General features: G+C 71.7%; 12 protein-coding genes. 9 read left to right on the top strand and 3 right to left on the bottom strand.

Annotated features, from left to right (window positions below):
• Nucleotides 1–28: 28 nt before the first annotated feature.
• From ACIRR8_RS19405 to ACIRR8_RS19390, 4 genes are all read left to right on the top strand, one after another.
• Nucleotides 29–2125, top strand: a complete 2097-nt coding sequence (locus tag ACIRR8_RS19405) for a xanthine dehydrogenase family protein molybdopterin-binding subunit (protein WP_404066033.1) — start codon at nt 29–31, stop codon at nt 2123–2125.
• A 179-nt stretch (nt 2126–2304) separates the two neighbouring features.
• Nucleotides 2305–2763 (top strand): ATP-binding protein, encoded by a 459-nt coding sequence (locus ACIRR8_RS19400; RefSeq protein ID WP_404066030.1) that lies wholly within the window; start codon nt 2305–2307, stop codon nt 2761–2763.
• Nucleotides 2764–2912: 149 nt separating this feature from the next.
• Nucleotides 2913–4325, top strand: a complete 1413-nt coding sequence (locus tag ACIRR8_RS19395) for an NADP-dependent succinic semialdehyde dehydrogenase (RefSeq protein ID WP_404066028.1) — start codon at nt 2913–2915, stop codon at nt 4323–4325.
• 111 nt (nt 4326–4436) lie between these two features.
• Nucleotides 4437–5396 carry a D-2-hydroxyacid dehydrogenase family protein gene (locus tag ACIRR8_RS19390; protein ID WP_404066025.1) on the top strand — a complete coding sequence of 320 codons (960 nt, stop codon included), beginning with the start codon at nt 4437–4439 and terminating at the stop codon, nt 5394–5396.
• A 55-nt stretch (nt 5397–5451) separates the two neighbouring features.
• Here the strand turns inward: ACIRR8_RS19390 and ACIRR8_RS19385 are convergent, their stop codons facing one another.
• Nucleotides 5452–6567, bottom strand: a complete 1116-nt coding sequence (locus ACIRR8_RS19385; RefSeq protein WP_404066023.1) for a chemotaxis protein — start codon at nt 6565–6567, stop codon at nt 5452–5454.
• Between the two features lie 260 nt (nt 6568–6827).
• Between ACIRR8_RS19385 and glsA the strand changes: the two genes are divergently transcribed.
• Nucleotides 6828–8180 carry a glutaminase A gene (glsA, locus tag ACIRR8_RS19380; protein ID WP_404066020.1) on the top strand — a complete coding sequence of 451 codons (1353 nt, stop codon included), beginning with the start codon at nt 6828–6830 and terminating at the stop codon, nt 8178–8180.
• A 13-nt stretch (nt 8181–8193) separates the two neighbouring features.
• Here the strand turns inward: glsA and ACIRR8_RS19375 are convergent, their stop codons facing one another.
• Together ACIRR8_RS19375 and ACIRR8_RS19370 are read right to left on the bottom strand one after the other, a co-directional pair.
• On the bottom strand, nt 8194–9015 hold the full coding sequence (locus ACIRR8_RS19375) for an endonuclease I family protein (protein WP_404066017.1): 822 nt from the start codon (nt 9013–9015) through the stop codon (nt 8194–8196).
• A gap of 205 nt (nt 9016–9220) precedes the next feature.
• Nucleotides 9221–9775 (bottom strand): GH25 family lysozyme, encoded by a 555-nt coding sequence (locus ACIRR8_RS19370; protein ID WP_404066014.1) that lies wholly within the window; start codon nt 9773–9775, stop codon nt 9221–9223.
• A gap of 164 nt (nt 9776–9939) precedes the next feature.
• On the opposite strand from ACIRR8_RS19370, the gene ACIRR8_RS19365 reads away from it, so the two are divergent.
• From ACIRR8_RS19365 to ACIRR8_RS19350, 4 genes are all read left to right on the top strand, one after another.
• Nucleotides 9940–10152: a hypothetical protein gene (locus tag ACIRR8_RS19365; protein ID WP_404066012.1), complete on the top strand. Its 213-nt coding sequence runs from the start codon at nt 9940–9942 to the stop codon at nt 10150–10152.
• A 213-nt stretch (nt 10153–10365) separates the two neighbouring features.
• A complete protein-coding gene (locus tag ACIRR8_RS19360) occupies nt 10366–11520 on the top strand; it encodes a methyltransferase (RefSeq protein ID WP_404066009.1) in 1155 nt (384 codons plus the stop codon).
• Between the two features lie 101 nt (nt 11521–11621).
• Nucleotides 11622–12800 (top strand): acyl-CoA dehydrogenase family protein, encoded by a 1179-nt coding sequence (locus ACIRR8_RS19355; protein WP_404066007.1) that lies wholly within the window; start codon nt 11622–11624, stop codon nt 12798–12800.
• A 302-nt stretch (nt 12801–13102) separates the two neighbouring features.
• The gene (locus ACIRR8_RS19350; RefSeq protein ID WP_404066004.1) at nt 13103–23926 is read left to right on the top strand and encodes an amino acid adenylation domain-containing protein; all 10824 of its coding nucleotides are present in this window, start codon (nt 13103–13105) and stop codon (nt 23924–23926) included.
• Nucleotides 23927–23937 lie beyond the last annotated feature (11 nt).

Below are 23937 nucleotides of genomic sequence, written 5' to 3'. Positions count from 1 at the left end.
CCCCCCACCGACCGGAGGCCCCGCCGCCATGTCCCACGCCCCGCAGCTCACCGGTGCGCCCGTCGTCCGCAGGGAGGCCCGGGACAAGGTCACCGGCACCGCCCGGTACGCGGCCGAGCACACCCCGCCCGGATGCCTGTACGCCTGGCCGGTCCCGGCCACCATCGCCGCCGGCCGGGTCACCGCCGTACGCGCCGTCGACGCGCTCGCCGTCCCCGGCGTGCACACCGTCCTCACCCACGACAACGCGCCCCGGCTCGCCGAACCCGACGACCCGATCCTCGCCGTCCTCCAGAGCGACCGGGTCCCGCACCACGGCTGGCCGATCGCCCTCGTCGTCGCCGACTCCCCGGAGGCGGCCCGGACGGGCGCCGGGCGGCTGCTCGTCGAGTACGAGTCCACCGAGCACGACGTGACCCTCACCGAGGACCACCCGGGCCTCTACACACCCGAGGAGGCCAACGGCGGCTTCCCCGCCGTCCGCAGGCGCGGCGACTTCGAGCGCTCCTTCGCCGCCGCTCCCGTCCAGGTCGACGCCACCTACCACCTGACCTCGCTCCACAACCACCCGATGGAGCCGCACGCCGCCACCGCGTGGTGGACGGACGGACACCTCACCGTCCACGACTCCAGCCAGGGCTCCGACGCCGTACGCAAGAGCCTCGCCCAGGCCCTCGACCTCGGCTCCGAGCACATCACCGTCGTCTCCGAGCACGTCGGCGGCGGCTTCGGCTCCAAGGGCACGACCCGGCCGCAGGCGGTCCTGGCCGCCATGGCCGCGCGCCACACCGGCCACCCGGTGAAGATGGTCTTCCCGCGCGCCCAGCTCGCGGAGGTCGTCGGCCACCGCGCCCCGACGATCCAGCGGGTGCGCCTCGGCGCCGACCTCGACGGCGCGCTCCAGGCGCTCTCGCAGGAGGTCGTCACCCAGACCTCCACCCTCAAGGAGTTCGTCGAGCAGGCCGCCGTACCCGCCCGCACGATGTACGGATCGCCGGACAGCACGACCACCCACCAGGTGACCGCCCTCGACGTCCCCAGCCCCTCCTGGATGCGCGCACCCGGCGAGGCCCCCGGGATGTACGCGCTGGAGTCGGCCATGGACGAACTCGCCTCCGCGCTCGGCATGGACCCGGTCGAACTGCGGCTGCGTAACGACCCGGCCACCGAACCGGACAGCGACCGCCCCTTCAGCAGCCGGGGCCTGGCCGCCTGCCTGCGCGAGGGCGCCCAGCGGTTCGGCTGGCAGGGCCGCGACCCGCGTCCCGCCGCCCGCCAGGAGGGCCGCTGGCTCCTCGGTACGGGCGTGGCCTCCGCGACGTACCCCGTCCTCGTCTCCCGGTCCTCCGCACGCGCCCACGCGGCGGCCGACGGAGCCTTCCGGATCGAGGTCAACGCCACCGACATCGGCACCGGCGCCCGGACCGTCCTCGCGCAGATCGCCGCCTCGGCGCTCTCCGCGGACGTGGAGAGCGTCGACGTGGCCATCGGCTCCACCGACCTGCCCACCGCGCCACTGGCCGGCGGCTCCTCCGGCACCGCCTCCTGGGGCTGGGCCGTGCACAAGGCGGCCACCGCTCTCGCCGCCCGCCTCGCCGAGCACCGGGGCCCGCTGCCAGCCGAGGGGTTCACCACCACCGGCGACACCGGGGAGGAGACCGCCGCCGAGTCCCCGTACGCCCGGCACGCCTTCGGCGCCCACTTCGCCGAGACGGCCGTCGACTCCGTCACCGGCGAGGTCCGGGTCCGCCGGCTCCTCGGCGTCTACGCCGCGGGCAAGATCCTCAACGCCCGCACCGCCCGCTCCCAGTTCACCGGCGGCATGGTCATGGGGATCGGCATGGCGCTCACCGAGGGCTCCGCCATCGACCCGGTCTTCGGCGACTTCACGGCCAAGGACCTCGCCGCCTACCACGTGCCCGTCCACGCCGACGCGCTCGACATCCAGGCGCACTGGATCGACGAGGACGACCGCCACCTCAACCCCATGGGCTCCAAGGGCATCGGCGAGATCGGCATCGTCGGCACGGCGGCCGCCATCGGCAACGCGGTCCGCCACGCCACCGGCGCCAGGATCCGCGAACTGCCGCTCACCCCGGACCGGCTGCTGCCGTACCTCCTCTGACCGCTTTCGCGCCGGCCCGACGCCCCTCACCAGCGCCGACAGCTCATCTGTTGCGCGGACGGCGCACCCGAGTCACCCTGTTGAGTGACCCAGAAGTGATTGGTGCTCACGCTTCGTGTTCGGGGGTCGTTGGTACGACGAGGTGAAGCATGTGGGCCTCGCGATGAGGAGCCTCGACGATGACCGTTCCACTCGACCGGCACTATTCGGTCGAACTGCAGGTGTCGGCAGAGCGCGTTTCCCAGGTGCGGCGCATCGTCGCCGCGCACCTTCGTCACTGGAGTCTCGAACTCCACGTCCGGCCGGTGTGCCGGGCCATGGACGAACTCCTGACCAATGTCCACCGGCATGTCGGCGACACCAACCGGTGTGTCGTCGAACTCCGCTGGACCGGACGGCACGTCACCGTCTCCGTCGCCGACGACAGCGCGCGGATGCCGCGGCTGCTGCCGGCCGGCGGCGGGCTGAGCCGGGTGATGGCGCTCAGCGACAGCTGGGGGACGTGCCGGACCACGGACGGCAAGGTGGTCTGGTTCACCCGCTACGCCCAGGCGCAGCAGACCGCGGGACTGCTCCCGTACCCGCCGCTGCCAGGCGTCCGCGAATCCCGCCGCACCCCTTCGGCGGCGCTCGTGTAGGTCCCCGACAGCTCGCCCGCCCGGCCGACGCGGAACGTGCCCCACCCGGCACGCATGATCCGTGTCGGCCGGGTACGTGCGGGAGGAGGGGCCGCGTCGCGTCCGACGACGCGGCACCGTCGAAGCATCGATGCAAGGAGGCCACTACCATGCCCATCGCGACGGTCAACCCCGCGAACGGCGAACTGATCAGGTCCTACGACGCCTTGGGCGAGGAGGAGACCGAGCGCAGGATCGCCGCCGCCCACACCACCTTCCAGCAGTACCGCACCACCACATTCGAACAGCGCGCCGCCTGGCTGAACCGGGCCGCCGACCTGCTGGATACGGACCGCGACACCATCGCCCGTACGATGACGCTCGAAATGGGCAAGCCGGTCACGGCGGCCCGCGCAGAGGCGGCCAAGTGCGCCAAGGCGATGCGCTGGTACGCGGCCAACGCCGAGCGCCTGCTCGCCGACGAGCACCCGAATTCCGATGACGTACAGGATTCCGGTGCCTCCCGGGCCCTGGTCCGCTACCGCCCGCTCGGTGTCGTCCTCGCCGTGATGCCGTGGAACTTCCCGCTCTGGCAGGTGGTCCGCTTCGCCGCTCCCGCCCTGATGGCGGGCAACACCGGCCTCCTCAAGCACGCGTCGAACGTGCCGCAGACCGCGCTCTACCTGGAGGACCTCTTCCACCGCGCCGGATTCCCGGCCGGCTGCTTCCGTACGCTGCTGATCGGCTCGGGCGCCGTCGACGCCGTCCTGCGCGACCCCCGGGTCGCCGCAGCCACCCTCACCGGCAGCGAACCGGCCGGCCGCGCCGTCGCCGCCACCGCCGGTGACGAGATCAAGAAGACGGTGCTGGAGCTCGGCGGCAGCGACCCGTACGTCGTGCTGCCCTCGGCCGACGTCGAGAAGGCCGCGGCCACGGCGGTCACCGCGCGCGTCCAGAACAACGGCCAGTCCTGTATCGCGGCCAAGCGGTTCATCGTCCACGCCGACGTTTACGACACGTTCGCCGAGCACTTCACCGCCGGGATGCGGGCTCTCACCGTCGGCGACCCGCTGGAGGAGGACACCGACATCGGGCCGCTCTCCAGCGAACAGGGCCGCACCGATCTGGAGGAGCTGGTGGACGACGCCGTGGAGCGCGGCGCCACCGTCCTGTGCGGCGGCGGCCGGCCCGACAAGCTCGGCGGCGGCCTGGAGAACGGCTGGTTCTACCGGCCGACCGTGCTCGCCGGGATCACGCCCGCCATGCGCATCCACCGCGAGGAGACCTTCGGCCCGGTCGCCACCCTCTACCGGGTCGCCGACCTCGACGAGGCGGTGCACCTGGCCAACGACACCCCCTTCGGGCTGAGTTCCAACGTATGGACGCGGGACGCGGGGGAGCAGGAGCGGTGCGCGCGTGACCTGGAGGCGGGCGGGGTCTTCTTCAACGGGATGACCGCCTCGCACCCGGCGCTGCCCTTCGGCGGTATCAAGCGCTCCGGTTACGGGCGTGAGCTGGCCGGACACGGCATCCGCGAGTTCTGCAACGCGACCACGCTCTGGTACGGCCCCGAGAAGTCCTGAGCCCTGATCCCCGGCCTTTCCCGAGGCCGCGGAACGGGGCTGGAGCGGCTGAGAGCTTTCGGGCGATCATGGTCGGTGTCCGCCCGCCCCGCCCGCCGGAGAGAGCCCCTCATGAAGCTGCGCTGCGCCGTGATCGAGGACTTCCAGTCCGCCGCCACCACCGTCGCCGACTGGTCGCCCGTCACGGCGGAGGTGGAGGTCGTCACGTTCACCGAGCATCTGGGCTCGACGGAGGAAGTGGCTGCCGCTCTCGCGGAGTTCGACATCGTCGTCACCCTGCGCGAACGCGTCCCGTTCCCGGCCGAGGTGTTCGCGCGGCTGCCGCGGCTCCGGCTGCTGATCGCCTCCGGCATGCGCAACTCGGTGATCGACTTCGCCGCCGCCGAGCTCCACGGCGTCACCGTCTGCGGAACCGCCAGCTCCTCCACCCCGCCCGTCGAGCTCACCTGGGCCCTGCTCCTCGGCCTCGCCCGCTCCATCGTCCCCGAGGCGAACGGCCTGCGTACGGACGGGCCCTGGCAGTCCACCGTCGGTGCCGACCTGCACGGCCGGACGCTCGGACTGCTGGGCCTCGGCAAGATCGGCAGCCGGGTCGCGCAGGTGGGCCGGGCCTTCGGCATGGAGGTGGTCGCCTGGAGCCAGAACCTCACGGAGGAACGTACGCGCGAGGTCGGCACCGCCCTCGCCTGGTCCAGGGAAGAGCTGCTGGAGAGCGCCGACTTCGTCTCCGTACACCTGGCCCTGAGCGAGCGCACCCGGGGCCTGATCGGGGCCGCCGAGCTCGCCCGGATGCGCCCCACCGCCTACCTGGTGAACACCTCGCGGGCCGCCGTCGTCGACCAGGACGCCCTGCTCGCGGCGCTGCGCGCCGGGACCATCGCGGGCGCCGGGATCGACGTGTTCGACACCGAGCCCCTTCCGGCCGGCCACCCGATGCGCACCGCCCCGCGCCTGCTCGCCACGCCGCACCTCGGATACGTCTCGCGCGCCAACTACGCGACGTACTACGGCCAGGCGGTCGAGAACATCCGGGCGTTCCTCGATGGTGAGCCGGTGCGGCGGATCGGCTGAGGGCGCCCCGGCGGGAGTGTGCCGGGGCGCCCTCGTACAGCTCCGCCCGAAGAACTCAGAACCGCAGCGCCGCCGCGATCCGGCCGTGCTCGGCCAGCGAGTCGTCCGCGACGAAGACCACGTCGGCCCCGCCGTCCAGCGCGGCTTCGATCAGCTCGTCCACGATGTCCTCGCGGACCTCCGGATCCTCCGCCGACGTGGTCCCTTCGGCGACCGGCTCCAGGTGCTCGTCGGTCACCCGCACCGTGGTCTGGAAGTGCTCCTCCACCGCGACCAGACCCACTCGGCCCTCCCGGACCGCGGCCCACACCTCGTCCAGCCCGCCGGCGAACGTGTGGGCGCTGCGCGCGTTGTCCAGGCGCCGCTCGACGTCGGCCGTGGCCTGCCGGGCGCCTTCCTCCAGCGCGGGCCGCAGCTCCTGGAGGACCTCGGCCGGCGGCAGCTCGGCCGGTGCGCCCTTGGCGACGCGTCCGACCGCCGCCTTCGCACTCTCACCGACGTCGTCCAGGAGCGAGAGGGCGGGCGGCAGGCCCATCACGTACAGCGGGCGCGGGTCGGCCGCCAGCAGGGCCCGCAGCTTCTCGTCGACGGTACGGAAGAAGTTCCGCGTGTCCTCGTCGGTGAACGTGCTCGGGGTATCGCCGATCCGCTCCTCGCGCTGCGGGTTGGGCGGCTCCTTCGGCGCGGTCAGCGGGAAGCCGCCGGTCTCCCGCACCTCGATGGAACCGTCCGTGCCGTGCCACAGGGTGGCGTGGTCGGCGGCGACGGTGAGCGCCCAGTACGGACGGGCCTGGGCCTTCGCGGCGACGAGGTTGCGGGTGAGGTAGGTGTCGCTGAGCACCACCCGTTCGGGCACGGTGCGCGGCAGCTGCCAGATCCGGTGCTCGTCGGCCGTGGCCAGCACGACCAGCGAGTCCAGCGCCCGGCGCGGGTCCACCTCGTCCACCGCCCGGTCCAGCTCGGCCCTGATCGCGGCGGCCGTCTCCCGGCTCACCTGCGGATCGGCGTCCAGACGGTGGACCGCCTCCGCCACCAGGTTGCGCAGCCGCACGGGGTCCTGGGCGTTGTCCGGGGCGGTGCGGTGGGTCGGCATCGTCAGGGACAGGGCCGGATAGGGCCGGGTCGCCCGCAGCTCCCGCAACAGGCCGGCGGTCAGGGCGTCCGTGTCCATCGTTCCCTCCCGGGGATCGAACCCGCTCCCGTATGAAGCGGATGCTTCGACGAGTCAATTCATACCGTTTGATCCTAGTATGAGCGAGTTGGTGATCATCGGCTGCGGAGAGGCGCGCGCGATGTCCGCGCTCGCGGCCGCCTCCCTCCCGCTCGTCTTCTCCTCATCCCCCGATTGGACGGACCGTCCGTGAAAGCGAATCCCTCGCCGCGCCGCCGAGCCCGGCTCCTGGTCCCCGCCGTGGCCGAGGGGCGGCGCGGATGAGTGCCGCCGACGCGGTGACCGACTCGCTCAAGAGGATGCGCGCCGAATTCGGCGACCTGCCCGGCGGCCGGCCCGCCGACTACATCCCGCAACTGGGCCTGGCCGACCCCGACGCCTTCGGCCTGGCCCTGGTCAGCATGGACGGCCACCGCTACAGCGCGGGCGAGGCCGAGACCCCCTTCACCCTCCAGTCGGTCTCCAAACCGTTCATCTACGCCCTCGCGCTCTCCCTCCTCGGTCTCGACGAGGTGAGCCGGTGGGTGGGCGCCGAGCCGAGCGGCGACGCGTTCAACGCGATCAGCCTCGAACCCGGCACCGGTCGCCCGGCCAACGCGATGGTCAACGCCGGAGCCATCGTCACCACCGCGCTGATCCCCGACGGACCCGGCGAGCCCTCCTTCGACCGCATCCTGCGCTGCCTCGGCCGTTTCGCCGGACGCGAACTGGACGTGGACGAGGAGGTGTTCACCTCGGAGTCGGCGACCGGCGACCGCAACCGGGCGCTCGCCTACCTGATCCGCGCCACCGGCACCATGCCCGTCGACCCGGTGCTGGCGGTGGACCGGTACTTCCGCCAGTGCGCGGTACGCGTCACCGCCCTCGACCTCGCGACGATGGCCGCGACCCTCGCGTACGGCGGAGTCAACCCGGTCACCCGCGAGCGGGTCGTCTCGGCGGAGGTGGCGGCCCGGGTGCTCGCCGTGATGGCGACCTGCGGCATGTACGACGGCTCGGGGGAGTGGCTGCTGCGGATCGGGCTGCCCGCCAAGAGCGGCGTCTCCGGCGGCCTCATCGCGGTCGGCCCGGCCCGCTTCGGCCTCGCCACCTACAGTCCGCCGCTGGACACGACCGGTACGTCGGTCCGCGGCCAGGCCGCACTCGGGGCGCTCTCGCAGCGGTACGGACTCCACCTGATGCTCAACCCGGCGCTGCCCGGCTCCACGGTCAGCCTCGTCACCACCGCCGACGACCTGCCGTCCGCGCCCTCGGCGGAGCGGGAGCGGGTCCTGCACGAGAAGGTCGGCGTGGTCGTCGCGCAGGGGGCCATCGACTTCACGGCGGCCGAGCGCGTGCTGTACGCGCTGGACGAGACGGCGGCCGACGGCAGTGGGTCGGTCGTGCTGGACCTGCACGACGTCACCGCTGTCGACTCGGTCGCCCTGTCGATGCTCCACATCGGTCTCGCCCGGCTCTCCAGCGACGGCCGGCGTGCCGCGGTCGTCGACCCGCGCGATCTGCTGGGCCCACCGGACGTCGTACGGGAAGGCATCGGCCAGGACCTGCCGCGCTACGCCACCCGCGAGGCGGCGGTGCAGGGCAGCGCGGAGGCCCTGGCCGGGGAGGAGTGAGCCGGAACCGGGCCTACCAGATGGCGTCGACCCACTCCGGGTGGTCGATGAACGGGTTCCGGTTATGCTGGAACCGCTCGAATATGACGTCGTTGCGGCGCTTCTCGAAGGCGTCCGGCGGGTCCTCCTGGCTCCACTGCTTCAGCACGGAGAGCTTGCCCATCTTCGGCGCGGAGCCGTTGTTCACCTGGTCGTTGGGTTCGAGGTCGGCGAAGGAGTCGTTGCCCTCGTAGCGCACGGCCATGTACAGGATCATGCGGGCCACGTCGCCCTTGACCGCGTCGCGCGGTTCGAAGGAGTCGCCGTCGGTGTAGTTGCCGGGAGCCTCGCCCAGCTGGCTGCCGCCGTTGTCGAAGTCCTTGTTGCCGCGGGCGGAGTTGACCGAGACGTCCTCGGGCCGCAGATGGTGGATGTCGGTGCCCGGGCCCGTGGCCGTACCGAAGTCGCCGTGCGACTTGGCCCAGACGTGCTCACGGTTCCACTGGTCGGCGTTGCCGCCGTTGTCGTTCTTGGACTGGGAGCGCCCGGTGTAGAGGAGGATCACGTTGGAGGAGTTGGCCGGGTCCTCGTCGGTGGCCTTGAGCGCGTCCCACACCTGGCTGTAGGAGAGCTTGGTCTGGTCGCTGATGATCGTGTGCAGAGCCGCCTTGAGCTCGGTGCCGGTCTTTCCGAGGGCGTCCTGGTAGTACGTGTCGTCGAGTGCGGTGGCGAGGGTGGCGGGACGGTCGGGCGGGGTGTCGGCGGCGGGTGCGGCCGCCGCGGTGCCCGCGAGGACGGCGACGGCGGCCCCGGTGGCCAGGAGTGGACGCGCGTAGAACGGATGGAGACGGGACATGTGGGGTGTCCTCTCGAACGCGGTCACCGCGACGCCGGCCCTGGGTGGGGGCGCCGGTCGGGGCGGCCGGGCGGTGGGTGGTACGCGGGAGCCTTCCACACGCACCGTGGCCCGCGTGTGAACGCTGTGTACCTATCATGTGCAGGTCAAGAGTGAGCCTGGCCGGACCCCTGGGTGCGGTCGCTCCAGGGGGCGGAAAGGATCGCTAGCCGGTGGCGGCCCAGTCGCGCAGGGCCTGGACCGAGTCGAAGTCGGCCACGTTCTTGTCGAGCGGGTCGTCGGTGTACTGATGGATCCGCCAGGACGCCTCGATCCGGGGCCTGCCGGCGGAGACGTAATCGGCGATCCACAGCCCGTCGCCCGCGTAGTCGCTGGTGTCGTGGGTGCGCCAGAAGGCACGGTTGCAGTAGAGCAGCACCCGGTGGCCGGGCCGCTCCCGCTTCACCGCACGGATGAAGCGGTCCTTCTCGGCGCTGCTCGCACGTGTTCCGCCGCCGGTCCGCTCCCAGTCGACGGCGAGCAGATCGCCTCCCTTCTCCGGGGTCCTGCTCAGGAAGTACGCCACCTGGTCCGCCACGTCGCCCGGCCAGAGGAAGTGGTAGAAGCCGACGACGCACTCGGCGTCCCGGGCCCGTTTCACCTGTGCGTCGAGACGTGGATTGACATAGCTGCGGCCCTCGGTCGACTTGACGAAGACGAAGTCGAGGCCGTCCGTGTCGTAGGAGGGCTGGTAGGCGCTGACGTCGACGCCGTGGAGCATGGGCACCGCCTCAAGAGATGAGAACCGACATTCCGGTTCTGCCCACGCCTCGTACGGCCCAATGGCCGGTTCACTCTCCCGGGTGGCCCACCGGTCCTGGCGCTCTCGGATGCGGCCGGGCCCGTGCGGCGCGAGAATTGCCGCAAGGACGAGGAGGAGGCGGCATGAGCGAAGATCCCGAATCCGCATCCGCGGCCGTGCCCCAGGCGTCGGGCGTCACCCCCGACCGGCTCCTGCACACGGGTGCGAGCGAGCGGCCGAGCCCGGAGGACGTGGTGCTCGCCTCCGGGCGGGACCTGACGCCCGAGACCCTGGAGTGGGCGCGGCGCAAGCTGGCCGACGAGGGGCGCTCCGCGCTCGACAGGCAGCTGCCCTGACCGGTCCGGCCGCCCGCCCGGAAGTCGGGGGAGCGTGCTCGGCGCACCGGGCGGCGGAGTGATACGACCGAGGGGCCGGGGAGCGTGTGGGGCGCCCCCGGCCCCTCGGTCAGCCCGTCGCGGTTCCTCGGTCGGTCCGGCCTGGTTCCTCGGCCGGTCCGGCCTGGTTCCTCGGCCGGTCCGGCCTGGTTCCTCGGTTAGCCTGAGTGACATATGAACCGTTTGACGACCTCACAGGGCACTTTCGAGCTGGCCCGCTTCCCCGAGCACCCGAGCGACCCCTTCCGGGCCTGGGACGCCGCCGACGAATACCTGCTCCGGCAGCTGACGGACTCCGAGACGGGTCCCGTCGACCTCTCGGGCACGGTCGCCGTCGTGGGGGACCGGTGGGGTGCCCTGGCCACCGCGCTGGCCGCCCACCGTCCCGTACAGATCAGCGACTCCTACCTGGCCCGGCGCGCCACCTCGGCCAACCTGGAGCGCAACGGTCTGGACGGGGGCGCCGTGACGCCGCTGTCCTCGCGCGACACCCCGCCGGACCGGATCGACGTGCTGCTGGTCCGGGTGCCGAAGTCGCTGGCGTTCCTGGAGGACCAGCTGCACCGGATCGCCCCGGCGCTCCACGCCGGCACGGTGGTCATCGGCACCGGCATGGTCAAGGAGATCCACACCTCCACCCTCAAGCTCTTCGAGCGGATCGTCGGGCCGACCCGCACCTCGCTCGCGGTCCGCAAGGCGCGGCTCATCTTCGCCACGCCGGACCTTGAGCTGCCGCGCACGCAGAGCCCGTGGCCGTACCGCTACGAGCTGCCCGCCGACGTCGGCCCGGTCTCCGGCCGAACCGCCGTCAACCACGCCGGGATCTTCTGCGCCGAGCGCCTGGACATCGGCACCCGCTTCTTCCTGAAGCACCTGCCGACCCGTGGCGGATCCGTCGAGGTCGCCGACCTCGGATGCGGCAACGGCGTCCTCGGCCTCTCCGCGGCGCTCGCCAATCCCGACGCGCACGTCACCTTCGTCGACGAGTCGTACGGGGCGGTCGCCTCGGCCGAAGAGACGTTCCGCCTGGGTGCGCCGGACGGCGCGAAGGCGGACTTCCTGGTGGGCGACGGACTCGCGGACCTCGCGCCGGGCAGCCTGGACCTGGTGCTCAACAACCCGCCGTTCCACTCCCACATGGCGACCACCGACGCCACCGCCCGCACGATGTTCGTCAGCGCGCGCACCGCGCTGCGACAGGGCGGCGAACTCTGGGTGGTCGGCAACCGGCACCTCTCGTACCACACGCACCTGCGCCGGATCTTCGGCAACTGCACGACCGTCGCGGGCGACCCGAAGTTCGTGGTCCTGCGCGCGGTGAAGCGCTGACGCGGAGCGGCGTCGCCGCGGCCCTTCCAGATTCTTGCAACACGTTCTACTGTGTGCGCCGCCGCACACCGGCGACGCAGACGCGAGAATCCGGAGGGGCCGTGCACCTCGAATACACGCCTGAGCAAGAGCAGTTGCGCACCGAACTGCGTCACTACTTCGCCGCCCTGGTCCCCGACAACGCCTACGCGCGTTACGCGGAACCCGCCGCCCAGAAGCGCTTCTACCGCGAGACGGTCCGCCGGCTCGGCACCGACGGCTGGCTGGGCGTGGGCTGGCCGAAGGGGTACGGAGGCCGCGGGCTCACCCCGATGGAACAGTTCATCTTCTTCGACGAGGCGGCCCAGGCGGGCGTACCGCTGCCGCTGATGGCCCTGAACACCGTCGGGCCCACGATCATGCAGTTCGGCACCGGCGAGCAGAAGGCGTACTTCCTGCCGAAGATCCTCGCCGGAGAGATCGACTTCGCGATCGGCTACAGCGAACCGGACGCCGGCACCGACCTCGCCGCCCTCAAGACCCGCGCGGTCCGCGACGGGGACACGTACCTCGTGAACGGCCAGAAGATCTGGACCACCAACGGCGACACCGCCGACTGGGTCTGGCTCGCCGTGCGCACCGACCCCGACGCCCCGCCGCACAAGGGCATCACCATGCTCCTGGTCCCCACCAGCGACCCCGGCTACTCCTGCACCCTGATCAACACGCTCGCCTCGCACGACACCACGGCCAGCTACTACGAGAACGTCCGTGTCCCGCTCACCCACCGCGTCGGCGAGGAGAACAAGGGCTGGCGGCTCATCACCAACCAGCTCAACCACGAACGCGTCACCCTCGCCGCCCACGGCACGATGGCGGTCCGCGCCCTGCACAACGTCCAGCGCTGGGCCGCCGACACCAAGCTCACCGACGGCCGCCGCGTCATCGACCTCCCCTGGGTCCGCACCCGCCTCGCCCGCACCCACACCCGCCTGGACGCCATGAAACTGCTCAACTGGCAGATGGTCTCGGCCCTCCAGGACGCCACCCTCACCCCGCAGGACGCCTCGGCGGTCAAGGTCTACGGCTCCGAGGCCCGCCGCGACGCCTACGCCTGGCTGATGGAGATCATCGGCTCGGCGGGCCCCCTGAAGGAGGGTTCGGCCGGAGCGGTCCTCCACGGCGAACTGGAACGCGGCTACCGGTCGGCGGTCATCTTCACCTTCGGCGGCGGCAACAACGAGATCCAGCGCGAGATCATCTCCTGGATCGGGCTGGGGATGCCTCGGGTGCGGCGGTAGTCCTCCCACGCGCGGCGGCGCCATCCACCACGTCGTCCGCGCTGGCCGAAACATATAAGTGACGTATCCCACAGCGGAACAGACGTGCGAACACGCAACGGTCCGCGGGCCATACTGATGGTCATGACACCGACGGCCACCTCCGTGGACGCCTGCTGTTCGCCGCTGCGCGCAGGCATGGAACGCCCGGCCGGAATGGCGCGTCGGGTCACCCTCCCCTGGCGCGGGCTCGGGCAGAGCTCCCGTGTTCGCTCTTCTGCCGCCGCGCCATGTCCGGGTGGCGTGGCGGGAAGGATTGCGTCATGAGCCTTCGCGCGCTCGCCCGCATGTACGCCGACGGCGAGATGTCGACGACGGAGGTACTGGCCGAACTCGGCAGACGCGTGGACATTCCTCTGTCCGAAGGGCAGCGCGGCCTGTGGGCGCTCGCCAGGATGGAGCCGGAGACGTACGCGTACAACGTTCCCGTCTGCTTCTCGTGCGCGGACGTGGACACTGCGGCCCTTCAGGCCGCCTTCCGCGACACGCTCTCCCGGCATCCGCTGCTCTCGGCCACGGTGCGCGAGACGGAGGACGGGCCGCGTCTGTCCCACGGAGACGCGGACGGTTTCTCCGTCGAGTACGTGGACATCTCCGATGTGCCGTCCGATCGGGTGCCGGACCTTTTGAAGGAGAGGGCGAGGCGGCCGTTCGACCTGGCCGGTGGTCCGTTGACCCGACTGGCTGTGCTGCGCCGGTCCGCGTCCGAGACGTACGTTCTGCTGGTCGTCCATCACCTGGTGATCGATGGGGTGTCGGGGCGTCTCGTCGTCGACACGCTGTTCCGTTCGTACCGGGCGCGGGCCGAGGGGCGGGACGTGCCGAGTGAGGTGGGCTCCGCCTCTTTCGGTGAGTTCGTCGCGTGGGAGCGGGACGCACTCGCCGGTGAACGCGCCGAGGAGGACCGCGAGTTCTGGGTACGGGAGCTCGCCGGCGCGGACGTCCTCACCGGGTTGCCCTCACAGGTGGCCTTACCGCCGGACGCGCCGCATGTGGGCGAGGTGCACACCAGCCGGCTGCCGCAGGAGCGGGCCGCCGCCATCGCGGCCTTCACCGCCTCGCACGGGATCAGCCCGGGGATCTTCTTCCTGGCGGCCTTCCTGACGCTGCTGCACCGGTACACCGGGAGCGAGGACCTCGTCATCGGGATGCCGGTGGCCGGGCGCCCGACGGAACACTTCGACCCGGTCGTCGGCTGCTTCGTCAACACGCTGCCCGTCCGGAGCAGGCCGGAGGCCTCCGAGGAGTTCACGTCGTTCGCCCGGCGCGTCCGGTCCACGGTGCTCGACGTGCTGGAGCACGGGACCTACCCCTTCCACCGAATCGTGGACGACCTCGGTGCCCGGGGCGTGAATCCGCGGTCGCCCCTCTACCAGATCGTCTACAACTACCAGGATTCCGCTCTCTCCGGATACCTGGGCGAACGGGCCCGCGCCACCGGCGAGAGCGATTTCGAACTCGTCGACGGGCTGTACCAGCTGGGCGAGTACGACCTGACGGTGGACGTGGCTCCCGGCGACGGGTTCCTGGTGAACTGGAAGTACCACCCCGACGCCTTCTCGGCCGACGCCGTCGCGCGCATGGCGGAACACTTCGCCACCCTGGTGGACAGCATCCTCGGCTCGGACGGGCAGTCGCCGATCGGCGCGCTGGACCTGCTCGACGACGAGGAGCGGCGCCTCGCCGTCGAGGCAGGGAACCGCACCGAGGCCGACTTTCCCGCGCATCGGACGTGCTGGGATCTCTTCGCGGAGCGGGCGGAGGCGAAACCGGACGCCCCGGCGGTCGCCTGCGGCGAGCGGACGCTCACCTATGGCGAACTCGCCGACCGCAGCTCGGCGTTGGCGCAGGCGCTGACGCGTCGAGGCGTCGGCACCGGGGACGTCGTAGGGGTCTGCTACGAACGGTCACTCGACCTGGTCGTGGCCCTCCTCGCCGTCATGAGGCTCGGCGCGGTCTACCTGCCCCTGGACAGCCGACTGCCGGCCGAACGCCTCTCCTACATGGCCGAGGACAGCGGCGCGCACCTCGTCATCTGCCATGAGGCGGTGATGGACAGGCTGGCCGCCGTGGAGATGCCGGGGGTGAAGCTGTACGCGACCGATCGCCAGGACGATCAGGTCGCCCGGGCAGCCGCAGCGGCGGGGGAGACGGCCTCCGATGCGGCGGGCCCGCGAGCCGCCTACATCATCTACACCTCGGGCAGCACCGGGAAGCCCAAGGGCGTCGTCGTTCCGCACACGGCGCTGACCAACTTCCTGCTGGCCATGGCGGACACGCTCCGAGTGACCTCCGAAGACCGGCTGTTGGCCATCACCACGCACAGCTTCGACATCGCCGCCCTGGAGCTCTACCTCCCGCTGATCACCGGCGGGCAGGTCTGCGTCGCCGACTCGGCCACGGCCGCCGATGCCACGTTGCTGGCCGAGAAGGTCGCCGACTGGCGGCCCACCATCATGCAGGCCACTCCGGCGACCTGGGCCATGCTGGTGCGCGTCGGGTGGCGGAACACCGAGGGCGTCAAGGTGCTGTGCGGCGGCGAGGCGTTGCCCGATGGCCTGAAGGACCAGCTCGTGGCGCGCGGCGAGGCCTGGAACCTGTACGGGCCCACGGAGACGACCATCTGGTCGGCGGCCAAGCGGCTGAGCCGTGAGGAGCCGGTGACCATCGGCAGCCCCATCGCCAACACCCAGCTGTACGTCCTCGACCAGAACCTGAACCCCCTGCCGGTCGAGGTGACCGGCGAGCTGCACATCGGGGGCGACGGGGTCGCCCTGGGCTACCACCGGAAGCCGGAGCTGACGGCCGAGCGCTTCCTGGACAACCCGTTCGCGCCCGGAAGGCTGTACCGGACCGGCGACCGCGCGCGCCGACTGCCCAACGGCGAGATCGTCGTCCTGGGCCGGATGGACCACCAGATCAAACTGCGCGGCCACCGCGTCGAACTCGGTGAGATCGAGGCGGCGCTCGACGCCCGGCCGGAGATCGGCCGAAGCGTCGTCCTGCTCGAACACGCCGGCCTGTCGGACAGGCTCACGGCCTACTACACCGCCGGGAGCGGGACGGGGGATGCGCCGGTCGACGCCGCGTCGCTGCGTACGGAACTCGCCAAGACCCTCCCCGCCTACATGCTGCCCGCCGCATTCGTGGCCCTGGACGCCTTTCCGCTCACGCCGCACGGCAAGGTCGACCGGGCGAAGCTGACCGAGGCCGCCCGGACGGTGCCGCTCCCGGATGCCGACGGCCCGGGTGCCGGCAGCCCGGCCGCCGGCAGCCCGGTGCCCGACAGCTCGGTGGCCGCGCTCGACATCGAGCGGACCGTGCGCGGGATCTTCGAAGAGGTGCTCGGCTCGCATGACATCGACCGTGCCGCGGGCTTCTTCGACATCGGCGGAGACTCGTTCGCGGCCATCGAGGCGGTGGAGCGGATCAACCGCGAGTTCGGCTGCTCGCTGCGGCCCACCAGCGTCTTCGCCCACCCGTCCGTCGCGGCGATGGCCCGGCACCTGACGGGACTGCTGCCTGCCGGGCAGGCGCCCGCGGCGCAGCCGGTCGAGCCCGAGCAGCACCCTGATCCGCGCCCTGCCAATCCGGCGGACGACGACGCCTCACTCGATGGTTCGATCGCGGTGATCGGCATCTCCTGCCGGTTCCCGGGCGCCATGGACCACCGCGCCTTCTGGTCCTCGCTCGTGGAAGGACGCAGCGGCTCAACGTCCTGGTCGGCCGAGGAGCTCCGTACGCTCGGAGTGCCGGAGGAACTGATCACCCGAAGCGGCTACGTGCCGCAGCGGTCGGTCGTGGACGGCAGGGCGGAGTTCGACGCGGTGTTCTTCGACATCTCCCCGCGTGACGCCGAGTTCATGGACCCGCAGGCGCGCTTGCTGTTGCAGCACGCGTGGCAGGCGCTGGAGGACGCCGGCTACCGCCCGGAGGACGTCCCCCGGACCAGCGTCACCACGTCCACCAGCACGAACTTCTACCAGGCCCTGCTCCCGGCTCTGATGGCGAACGCGTCGGGCCCGCGCGTCCTGGCCGGCTCCGAGACGTACGCCGCGTGGCTGTTCGCCCAAGGCGGCACGGTGCCCACGATGATCTCCACGAAGCTGGGCCTGCGCGGCCCCAGCATGGCGGTGAGCACCAACTGCTCCTCCGCTCTGAGCGCGGTGAACGTCGCCTGTCAGGGACTCCTGGCCGGCGACGTGGACCAGGCGGTCGTCGGTGCGGCCAGCCTGTTCTCCGCCGGGGAACTGGGATACGTGCACCAGCCGGGCCTGAACTTCTCCAGCGACGGGCGCAGTCGCGCTTTCGCCGACGGCGCCGACGGCATGTCCGGCGGCGAGGGTGTCGGCGTGGTCGTCCTCAAACGCGCCGCTGAGGCGATCGCCGCCGGCGATCACATCTACTGCCTGATCCGCGGCATCGCGGTGAACAACGACGGCGGCGACAAAGCGGGGTTCTACGCGCCCAGTGTGCGCGGCCAGGCCGAGGTGATCCGCGAGGCGCTGGACAAGGCGGGCACGGACCCGTCGACCATCAGCTACGTCGAAGCGCACGGCACAGGTACCAGGCTCGGCGATCCCATCGAGGTCGCGGCGCTGACCGAGGCGTACCGCCACTACACGGAACGCAGCCAGTACTGCGGCATCGGCTCGGTCAAGAGCAACATCGGCCACCTGGACGCGGCCGCGGGGATCGCCGGCCTCATCAAGGTGGCCCTGTCCCTGCAGCACGGCGAGGTTCCGCGGACCCTGCACAGTGACGTGCCGAGCTCGGAGATCGACTGGGACGAGTCGCCGTTCTTCGTGACCGACCGGAATCTGCCGCTGGACGGCGACGAACCCGCACGTGCGGGACTGAGCTCCTTCGGGATCGGCGGTACGAACGTGCACGCCGTACTGGAACAGGCGCCGACCGGTGCGCGGGCCGCCGGACGTCCCGGCCCCCAGGCGGTGGTCCTCTCGGCCCGTGACGGGGAGCGGCTCGGCGTTCTCGCGCGGCAGCTGCTGGAGTTCCTGCCGGGATACCGGGACGCGCACGGTGATCTGGCATCGCTGGCGTACACGCTGCAGGTCGGGCGGCGGGCGATGGCCGAACGCGTGGTCTTCGTCGCGAACGACATCGACGGGCTGATCGCCACCCTGGAGCATTACGTCGAGCGCGGGGCGCGCGGCGCACGCGCAACGGTGTCCGAAGGTACGGCCCGACGGCCCGAGGACGAGCTGCGGGCCATGTTCGAACGCCCCGGGGAGCTGCGGGACCTGGTCGCCGGGTGGCTCGAACGCGGGGAGTGGGACAAGATCGCGCCCCTGTGGGTGAACGGCGTCGATGTCGACTGGCACGCCTACCACCGCGCGCATCCGTCGGCGCGGGTGAGCCTGCCGACGTATCCGTTCGCCGCGAAACGGTACTGGCCGACTGCCGAGGCGGTGCCGGTTCCCCGGGCCGCCGACCCGTTCGACGCCGCGCCTGCTCCTCGGGTGACCGGGCCGCTCGATGCCGTGCCGGTTCCCCGGGCCACCGACCCGGTCGACGCGGCCTCGTTGCTCGCGGCCGCGGCCGGGCCGGAGAGCGTCGAGACGTTCCTGTCCGGTCGCACGTCCGCCACGGACGAGCTGGACAGCCTCTCGCGCCCGCTCGTGCTCGCCCAGCTCGTGGCGGCGGGGCTCTTCGACGCGCCCGTCCGCCGCGACCTGACCGGCCTGAGCGGGCAGAGGATCGCGCCGTCCCTCGCCCCGTGGCTCGATCACACGGTGACCGTGCTGCTGAACCACGGAGAACTCGTGCGTGAGGGCGATTTCGTGGCGCCCAGGAAGAGTGCGCCGAGCCTCGAACAGGCGTGGCGCGCCTGGAGTGTGTGGAAGGACGCCCGTGCCGACGATCCGGAGCTGGCGGCCAAGACCGGCCTGACCGAGCGCATGACCGAGGCCTTGCCCGAGATCCTGTCCGGGCGGACGAAGGCCACGGCGGTCATGTTCCCGGGCGGCTCGTTCGAGCTGGTCGAACCGGCGTACCGGGGCAACGCGACGGCCGACTACTTCAACGACGTGACGGCCGGCGCGGTGCGCGCGGAGGTGGACGCCCGCGGCGACGGCATCCGGCTGCTGGAGATCGGAGCGGGCACCGGCAGCACCAGCGAGCACGTTTTCGCCCGGCTGACGGGCCGCGACGTCGCCGAGTACCGCTATACGGACATCTCGAAGGCGTTCCTGATCGACGCGGAGCGGCGGTTCGGCGGCCAGGTGCCGTACGTGTCCTTCTCGACCTTCGACGTGGAGCGGGAGCCCGGTGCGCAGGGACTTGCCACGGGTGGGTACGACATCGTCATCGCCAACAATGTCCTGCACGCCACCCAGGACATCGTGCGGGCAGTGCGTCATGCCCGAGCACTGCTGCGGCCCGGCGGAGTCCTCGTACTCAACGAACTCGCCCGGAACGACTGGTGGTCGCACCTGACCTTCGGGCTCCTCGACGGGTGGTGGCGGTTCACGGACGGAAGGCGTATCCAGGGCGGACCGGCGCTGTCCTCGGACGCGTGGCACGAGGTGTTGCGGGAGTGCGGGTTCGGCACGGTCGACCTGCTGGCGGAGCCCGCCCGCAGCCTGGGCCAGCAGGTACTGCTGGCGCGCGCCGGTTCGCCTGTCCCGCGCCGGGTTTCGCCGCCTGCCCCGTCCGGTTCGGTCGAGCAGCACGTCCGCGCGAACGTCGAGCGGATCCTCGCCGAAACGTTGAAGCTGACGGCGGACGAGCTCGCGCCCGAAAAGCCCTTCGCCGACTACGGACTGGACTCGCTCACCGGCGTCTCCCTGGTGCAGCGGCTCAACGAGTCGCTGAGCACGGACCTGGATCCGAGCGTGCTGTTCGAGAACCCGTCGATCAGGCGGCTGACGAGCTTCATCGTCGACGAGGAGGGCGCCGCCGTCGCGGCCGCGGTGCCCGAGCCGGCCGTGGTGCGTGAGGTGTCTGCCGTATCCGAGGCGTCAGCGGTACGTGAGGCGTCCGGCTCACCCGAGGCGTCCGCCGTATCCGAGCTGTCCGCCGTACCCGAGCTGTCCGGCGTCTCCGGGCCGTCCGGCGGTGGCCGGGAGCCCGTCGCGATCGTCGGCATGAGCGGCCGGTTCCCGGGGGCCCGGGACACCGATGAGTTCTGGGACCTCCTGGCCTCCGGGCGGGATGCCGTCTCCAAGGTGGACCGCTGGGACCTCGCGGGGCTGGGCAGCGTCTGCCTGGACGGCGGACTCCTGGACGGCGTCGATGAGTTCGACCCGCTCTTCTTCGGGATCTCCGGTGCGGAGGCCGTCTACATGGAGCCACAGCAGCGGCTGTTCCTCCAGGAAGCGTGGCGGGCGCTGGAGGACGCGGGCCACGCGGGCGACTCGCTCGACCGCGACCGGTGCGGTATCTACGTGGGCTGCGCCGCGGGCGACTACCTGGATCTGACGGGGCCGTCCGACTACCCGGGCCAGGCGCTGTGGGGCAACATGAACTCGCTCGTGCCGTCCCGCATCGCGTACTACCTGGACCTGCACGGGCCGGCGATCGCGGTCGACACCGCGTGCTCCAGCTCGCTGGTCTCCCTCTACCTGGCGTGTCAGGCGCTGTGGGCGGGCGAGGTCACCACGGCGATCGCGGGCGGGGTCTACGTACAGAACTCGCCGCGGCTGTACCTGGCGGCGTCGCGGGCCGGAATGCTCTCCCCGACCGGCCGGAGCCGTGCGTTCGACCAGGCTGCCGACGGATTCGTGCCCGCCGAGGGGGTCGGTGCGCTGGTCCTCAAGCGGCTCTCGGACGCCGAGGCGGACGGCGACCACATCCACGGCGTGATCCGTGGCATCGGGATCAACCACAACGGCACGACGAACGGGATCGCCGCGCCGAACGGGACCTCGCAGGAACGGCTGATCCGGCAGATCTACCGGGACTTCGCCATCGACCCGGCGGGGATCGGGCTGGTCGAGGCACACGGCACCGGGACCAAGCTCGGCGATCCGGTGGAATTCCGGGCGCTCGACCGGGCGTTCCGTGGCTTCACCGACGCCGAGGGGTTCTGCTCGCTCGGCTCGACCAAGGCCTCCATCGGCCATGCGCAGGCCGCGGCCGGCGTGATCGGCGTAATCAAGACACTGCTGGCGATGAGGCACGAGGTGATCCCCGGTCTGCCCCACCACACGGAGACGAACTCCAGCGTCACGTTGGCCGGCAGCCCGTTCTTCGTACACACGGAACCGAGGCGCTGGGCCGTGCCGGAAGGCGGCAGGCGGCGCGCCGCGGTCACGTCGCTCGGCGCGAGCGGAACCAACGCCCACGCCGTCATCGAGCAGCCGTCCGAGCCGCCGCACAGCAGGCAGGACGGGGCCCGATTGATCGCGCTGTCGGCGGCCACGGAGGACGCCCTTCGCGAACAGGTGGCCCGGCTCGCGCACCACTGCCGCGAGCACCCGGACCTCGATCTCGGCGACGTGAGCCACACCCTTCTCCTCGGCCGCAGGCACCTGCGGCACCGATGGGCGATGGTGGTCCGGGACGTCGCGGAACTGGAGAGCCGGTGCGCCGCATGGCTCTCCGGGCAGGACGTCCCGGCGCAGAGCGCGGACTCCGGGTTGCGGGCACTCGCCCAGCAGTTCCTCGACGGTCAGGCACCGGAATTCGCCGAGTTGTTCCGCGACAGCCGCTACCGCCGCGTTCCGCTGCCCGGCTACCCCTTCGAGCGGGAACGCTATGCGCTGCCGAACCGCGCGACGGCGGACGACGGGCCGCGGCGCGATGACGAAGTCCTCACCGGCGACGAGTTCTACCTGCGGGAACATCAGGTGCAGGGAACCGGGATCGCCCCGGGAGCGATGTATCTGCACTGGGCAGCAGCAGGGGCGAGGCGGACCGCGAGCGACCCGGTTCGCTTGAAGGACATCGTCTTCCTGCGGCCCCTCGCGGTGTCGGGCGTGCCGCGCGCACTGCGGGTGGATCTTCGCGCGGACGGCGACGCCACCCGGTTCACGGTGTCCTCCACGGAGTCCGCCGCAGACGAACCCGTACTCCACTGTCAGGGCGAGGTGTCCGCCGCGGAGCCGACGGCCGCGCGGGCACTCGATCTGCCCGCGCTGCTCCGGGGGTTCCGGTCCACAGCGTTCGACCCCCAGCGGTTCTACGCCGAATGGCGGGAGCGCGACATCGCCTACGGCCCCACCTTCCAGGGGGTCGTGGCGGTGCACCGTGGTGACAACGCGGTGCTCGCCGAACTGCGGCTGCCCGGCACGGCGTCAGGAACCGCGGACGGGGCCGTCCCGCATCCCGCGCTGGTGGACTCGGCGATGCAGTGCATGAGACTGCTCGACGGCGACGGCGACGGCGACGGCGACGGCGATCGGGTCGGGTTGGTGTTCACCATCAAGTCGGCCGAAGTCCTCGCCCCCGGCGGGACGACCATGTGGGCCCTGGTGCGCCGCGCCGAAGACACGCGTGGCGCGGACCGGATCGACATCGACCTCGCGACCGACGACGGCACCGTGTGCCTGCGGCTGAGAGGCATCGCAGGCCGTCGAACCGAGCGGACGCCGGACCGGGCGCGTGCCGAGCAGGCGCCGGACCCGGTGGACGGTGTCACCACGCTGGTGCCGGTGTGGGATCCCCTTCAGCGGACGGAGTCCGCGACCTGGCCGCAGACTTCCGCATCCGTGGGCATCGTCGCGGCTCCTGGGCGGGCGCGGGACGCTCTCCTCGCGCGCCTGCCAGGCGCGCACGTGCTCGCGGACCCGTCGCCGCGTACGTACGACGACCTGGAGGCGTCTCTCCGGTCGGCCCCCGAACTCGACCATCTGATCTGGGTGGCGCCCGATGCCGTGGACGACCGGTCCGGTGCGAGCGTCGTCGAGGGCCAGGCCGGCGGCTCGCTGCATGCCTTCCGTACGGTGAAGACACTCCTGGCCGCAGGGTACGGCGACCGCCCCTTGGGGCTGACCCTCATCACCGAGCGGGCGCACGCCGTTCATGAGGCCGAGGCCGTGGACCCGGCGCACGCCGGTGTCGCCGGCCTGGCGGGGTCGACCGCGAAGGAGTACCCGAACTGGCGGGTGCGGGTGGCGGACGTCGCGGCCTACGACGCGCCCTCTCTCGACGCGGTGCTCGGCCTGGCCGCGGACCCGGACGGCAACCTGCGCATCCACCGCGACGGCCGGTGGCACGGGCAGCGGCTGATGACGGTTCAGCCGGCCCCACCGACGTCGTCCCGGCTGCGGCAGGGCGGCACGTACGTCATCGTCGGCGGCGCGGGCGCCCTCGGCACGGTCATCAGCGCGTACCTGATCCGCCGGTACCGCGCCCAGGTGGTGTGGCTCGGACGCAGGCCGCAGGACGCGCGCGTCGAAGCCGCCCTTGCTCAGGCGACCGGCGCGGACGGGCCCGCGCCGCTGTACCTGCGGTGCGACGCCACCGACCTCGCGGCCCTGCGCGCGGCGAAGGACGAGATCGTCCGACGGTTCGGCGCGGTGCACGGCGTCATCCACTCGGGCCTGGTGTTCTCGGGGGCGAGCCTGGCCCGGATGAGCGAGGCGCAGTTCGAAGACGTGCTGCGCTCCAAGGTCGACGCGAGCGTCCGGTGCATGCAGGTGTTCGGCGGTGACTCGCTCGACTTCGCCCTGTTCCTGTCCTCGATCAACTCCTACCTCAAGGCCATCAAGCAGGCGAACTACGCTGCCGCCTGCACGTTCCTCGACACGTTCGCGCTGACGGTGCGACACCGGTACGGCGCTGCCGGCAAGGTGCTGAACCTGGGCTACTGCTTCAACAACGCACCCACCGACGGAGAGCGGGGCGCGGTGGTCGGAGCGCAGGCGCCTCTCATCCAGCCGGACGAGCTGACGGCGGCGATCGAACGACTGTGCGCGGCGCCGGTCAGCAGGCTGACGCTGATGAAGTTCAGCCCCGCGCTCAACGACCGGGGCATCGTCCTGGGCGACGACGACGTCATCCTCCCCTCGGCCGTGGAGCCGGACGCCGTGCCCGCCGACGTCCAGGAACCGGCGCCGGCCCCGGCCCTCGACCTGGACCGGCTGCGCGCCCGCATCGCCGAGCTGACCGCGCTCGCGATCTGATCGCGGCCATC

The sequence above is a fragment of the Streptomyces sp. NPDC101178 genome (assembly GCF_044767965.1).
Lineage (GTDB): Bacteria > Actinomycetota > Actinomycetes > Streptomycetales > Streptomycetaceae > Streptomyces.
This window is presented reverse-complemented; position numbering and strand designations above follow the sequence as displayed.

Bases quoted from the DNA above. Each gene is read 5' to 3' on its own strand.
- ACIRR8_RS19350 (WP_404066004.1), top strand. From the start codon at position 13,103: ATGAGCCTTCGCGCGCTCGCCCGCATGTACGCCGACGGCGAGATGTCG.
- ACIRR8_RS19390 (WP_404066025.1), top strand. From the start codon at position 4,437: ATGAAGCTGCGCTGCGCCGTGATCGAGGACTTCCAGTCCGCCGCCACC.
- ACIRR8_RS19365 (WP_404066012.1), top strand. From the start codon at position 9,940: ATGAGCGAAGATCCCGAATCCGCATCCGCGGCCGTGCCCCAGGCGTCG.
- ACIRR8_RS19395 (WP_404066028.1), top strand. From the start codon at position 2,913: ATGCCCATCGCGACGGTCAACCCCGCGAACGGCGAACTGATCAGGTCC.
- glsA (WP_404066020.1), top strand. From the start codon at position 6,828: ATGAGTGCCGCCGACGCGGTGACCGACTCGCTCAAGAGGATGCGCGCC.
- ACIRR8_RS19360 (WP_404066009.1), top strand. From the start codon at position 10,366: ATGAACCGTTTGACGACCTCACAGGGCACTTTCGAGCTGGCCCGCTTC.
- ACIRR8_RS19385 (WP_404066023.1), bottom strand. From the start codon at position 6,567: ATGGACACGGACGCCCTGACCGCCGGCCTGTTGCGGGAGCTGCGGGCG.
- ACIRR8_RS19400 (WP_404066030.1), top strand. From the start codon at position 2,305: ATGACCGTTCCACTCGACCGGCACTATTCGGTCGAACTGCAGGTGTCG.
- ACIRR8_RS19405 (WP_404066033.1), top strand. From the start codon at position 29: ATGTCCCACGCCCCGCAGCTCACCGGTGCGCCCGTCGTCCGCAGGGAG.
- ACIRR8_RS19375 (WP_404066017.1), bottom strand. From the start codon at position 9,015: ATGTCCCGTCTCCATCCGTTCTACGCGCGTCCACTCCTGGCCACCGGG.
- ACIRR8_RS19370 (WP_404066014.1), bottom strand. From the start codon at position 9,775: ATGCTCCACGGCGTCGACGTCAGCGCCTACCAGCCCTCCTACGACACG.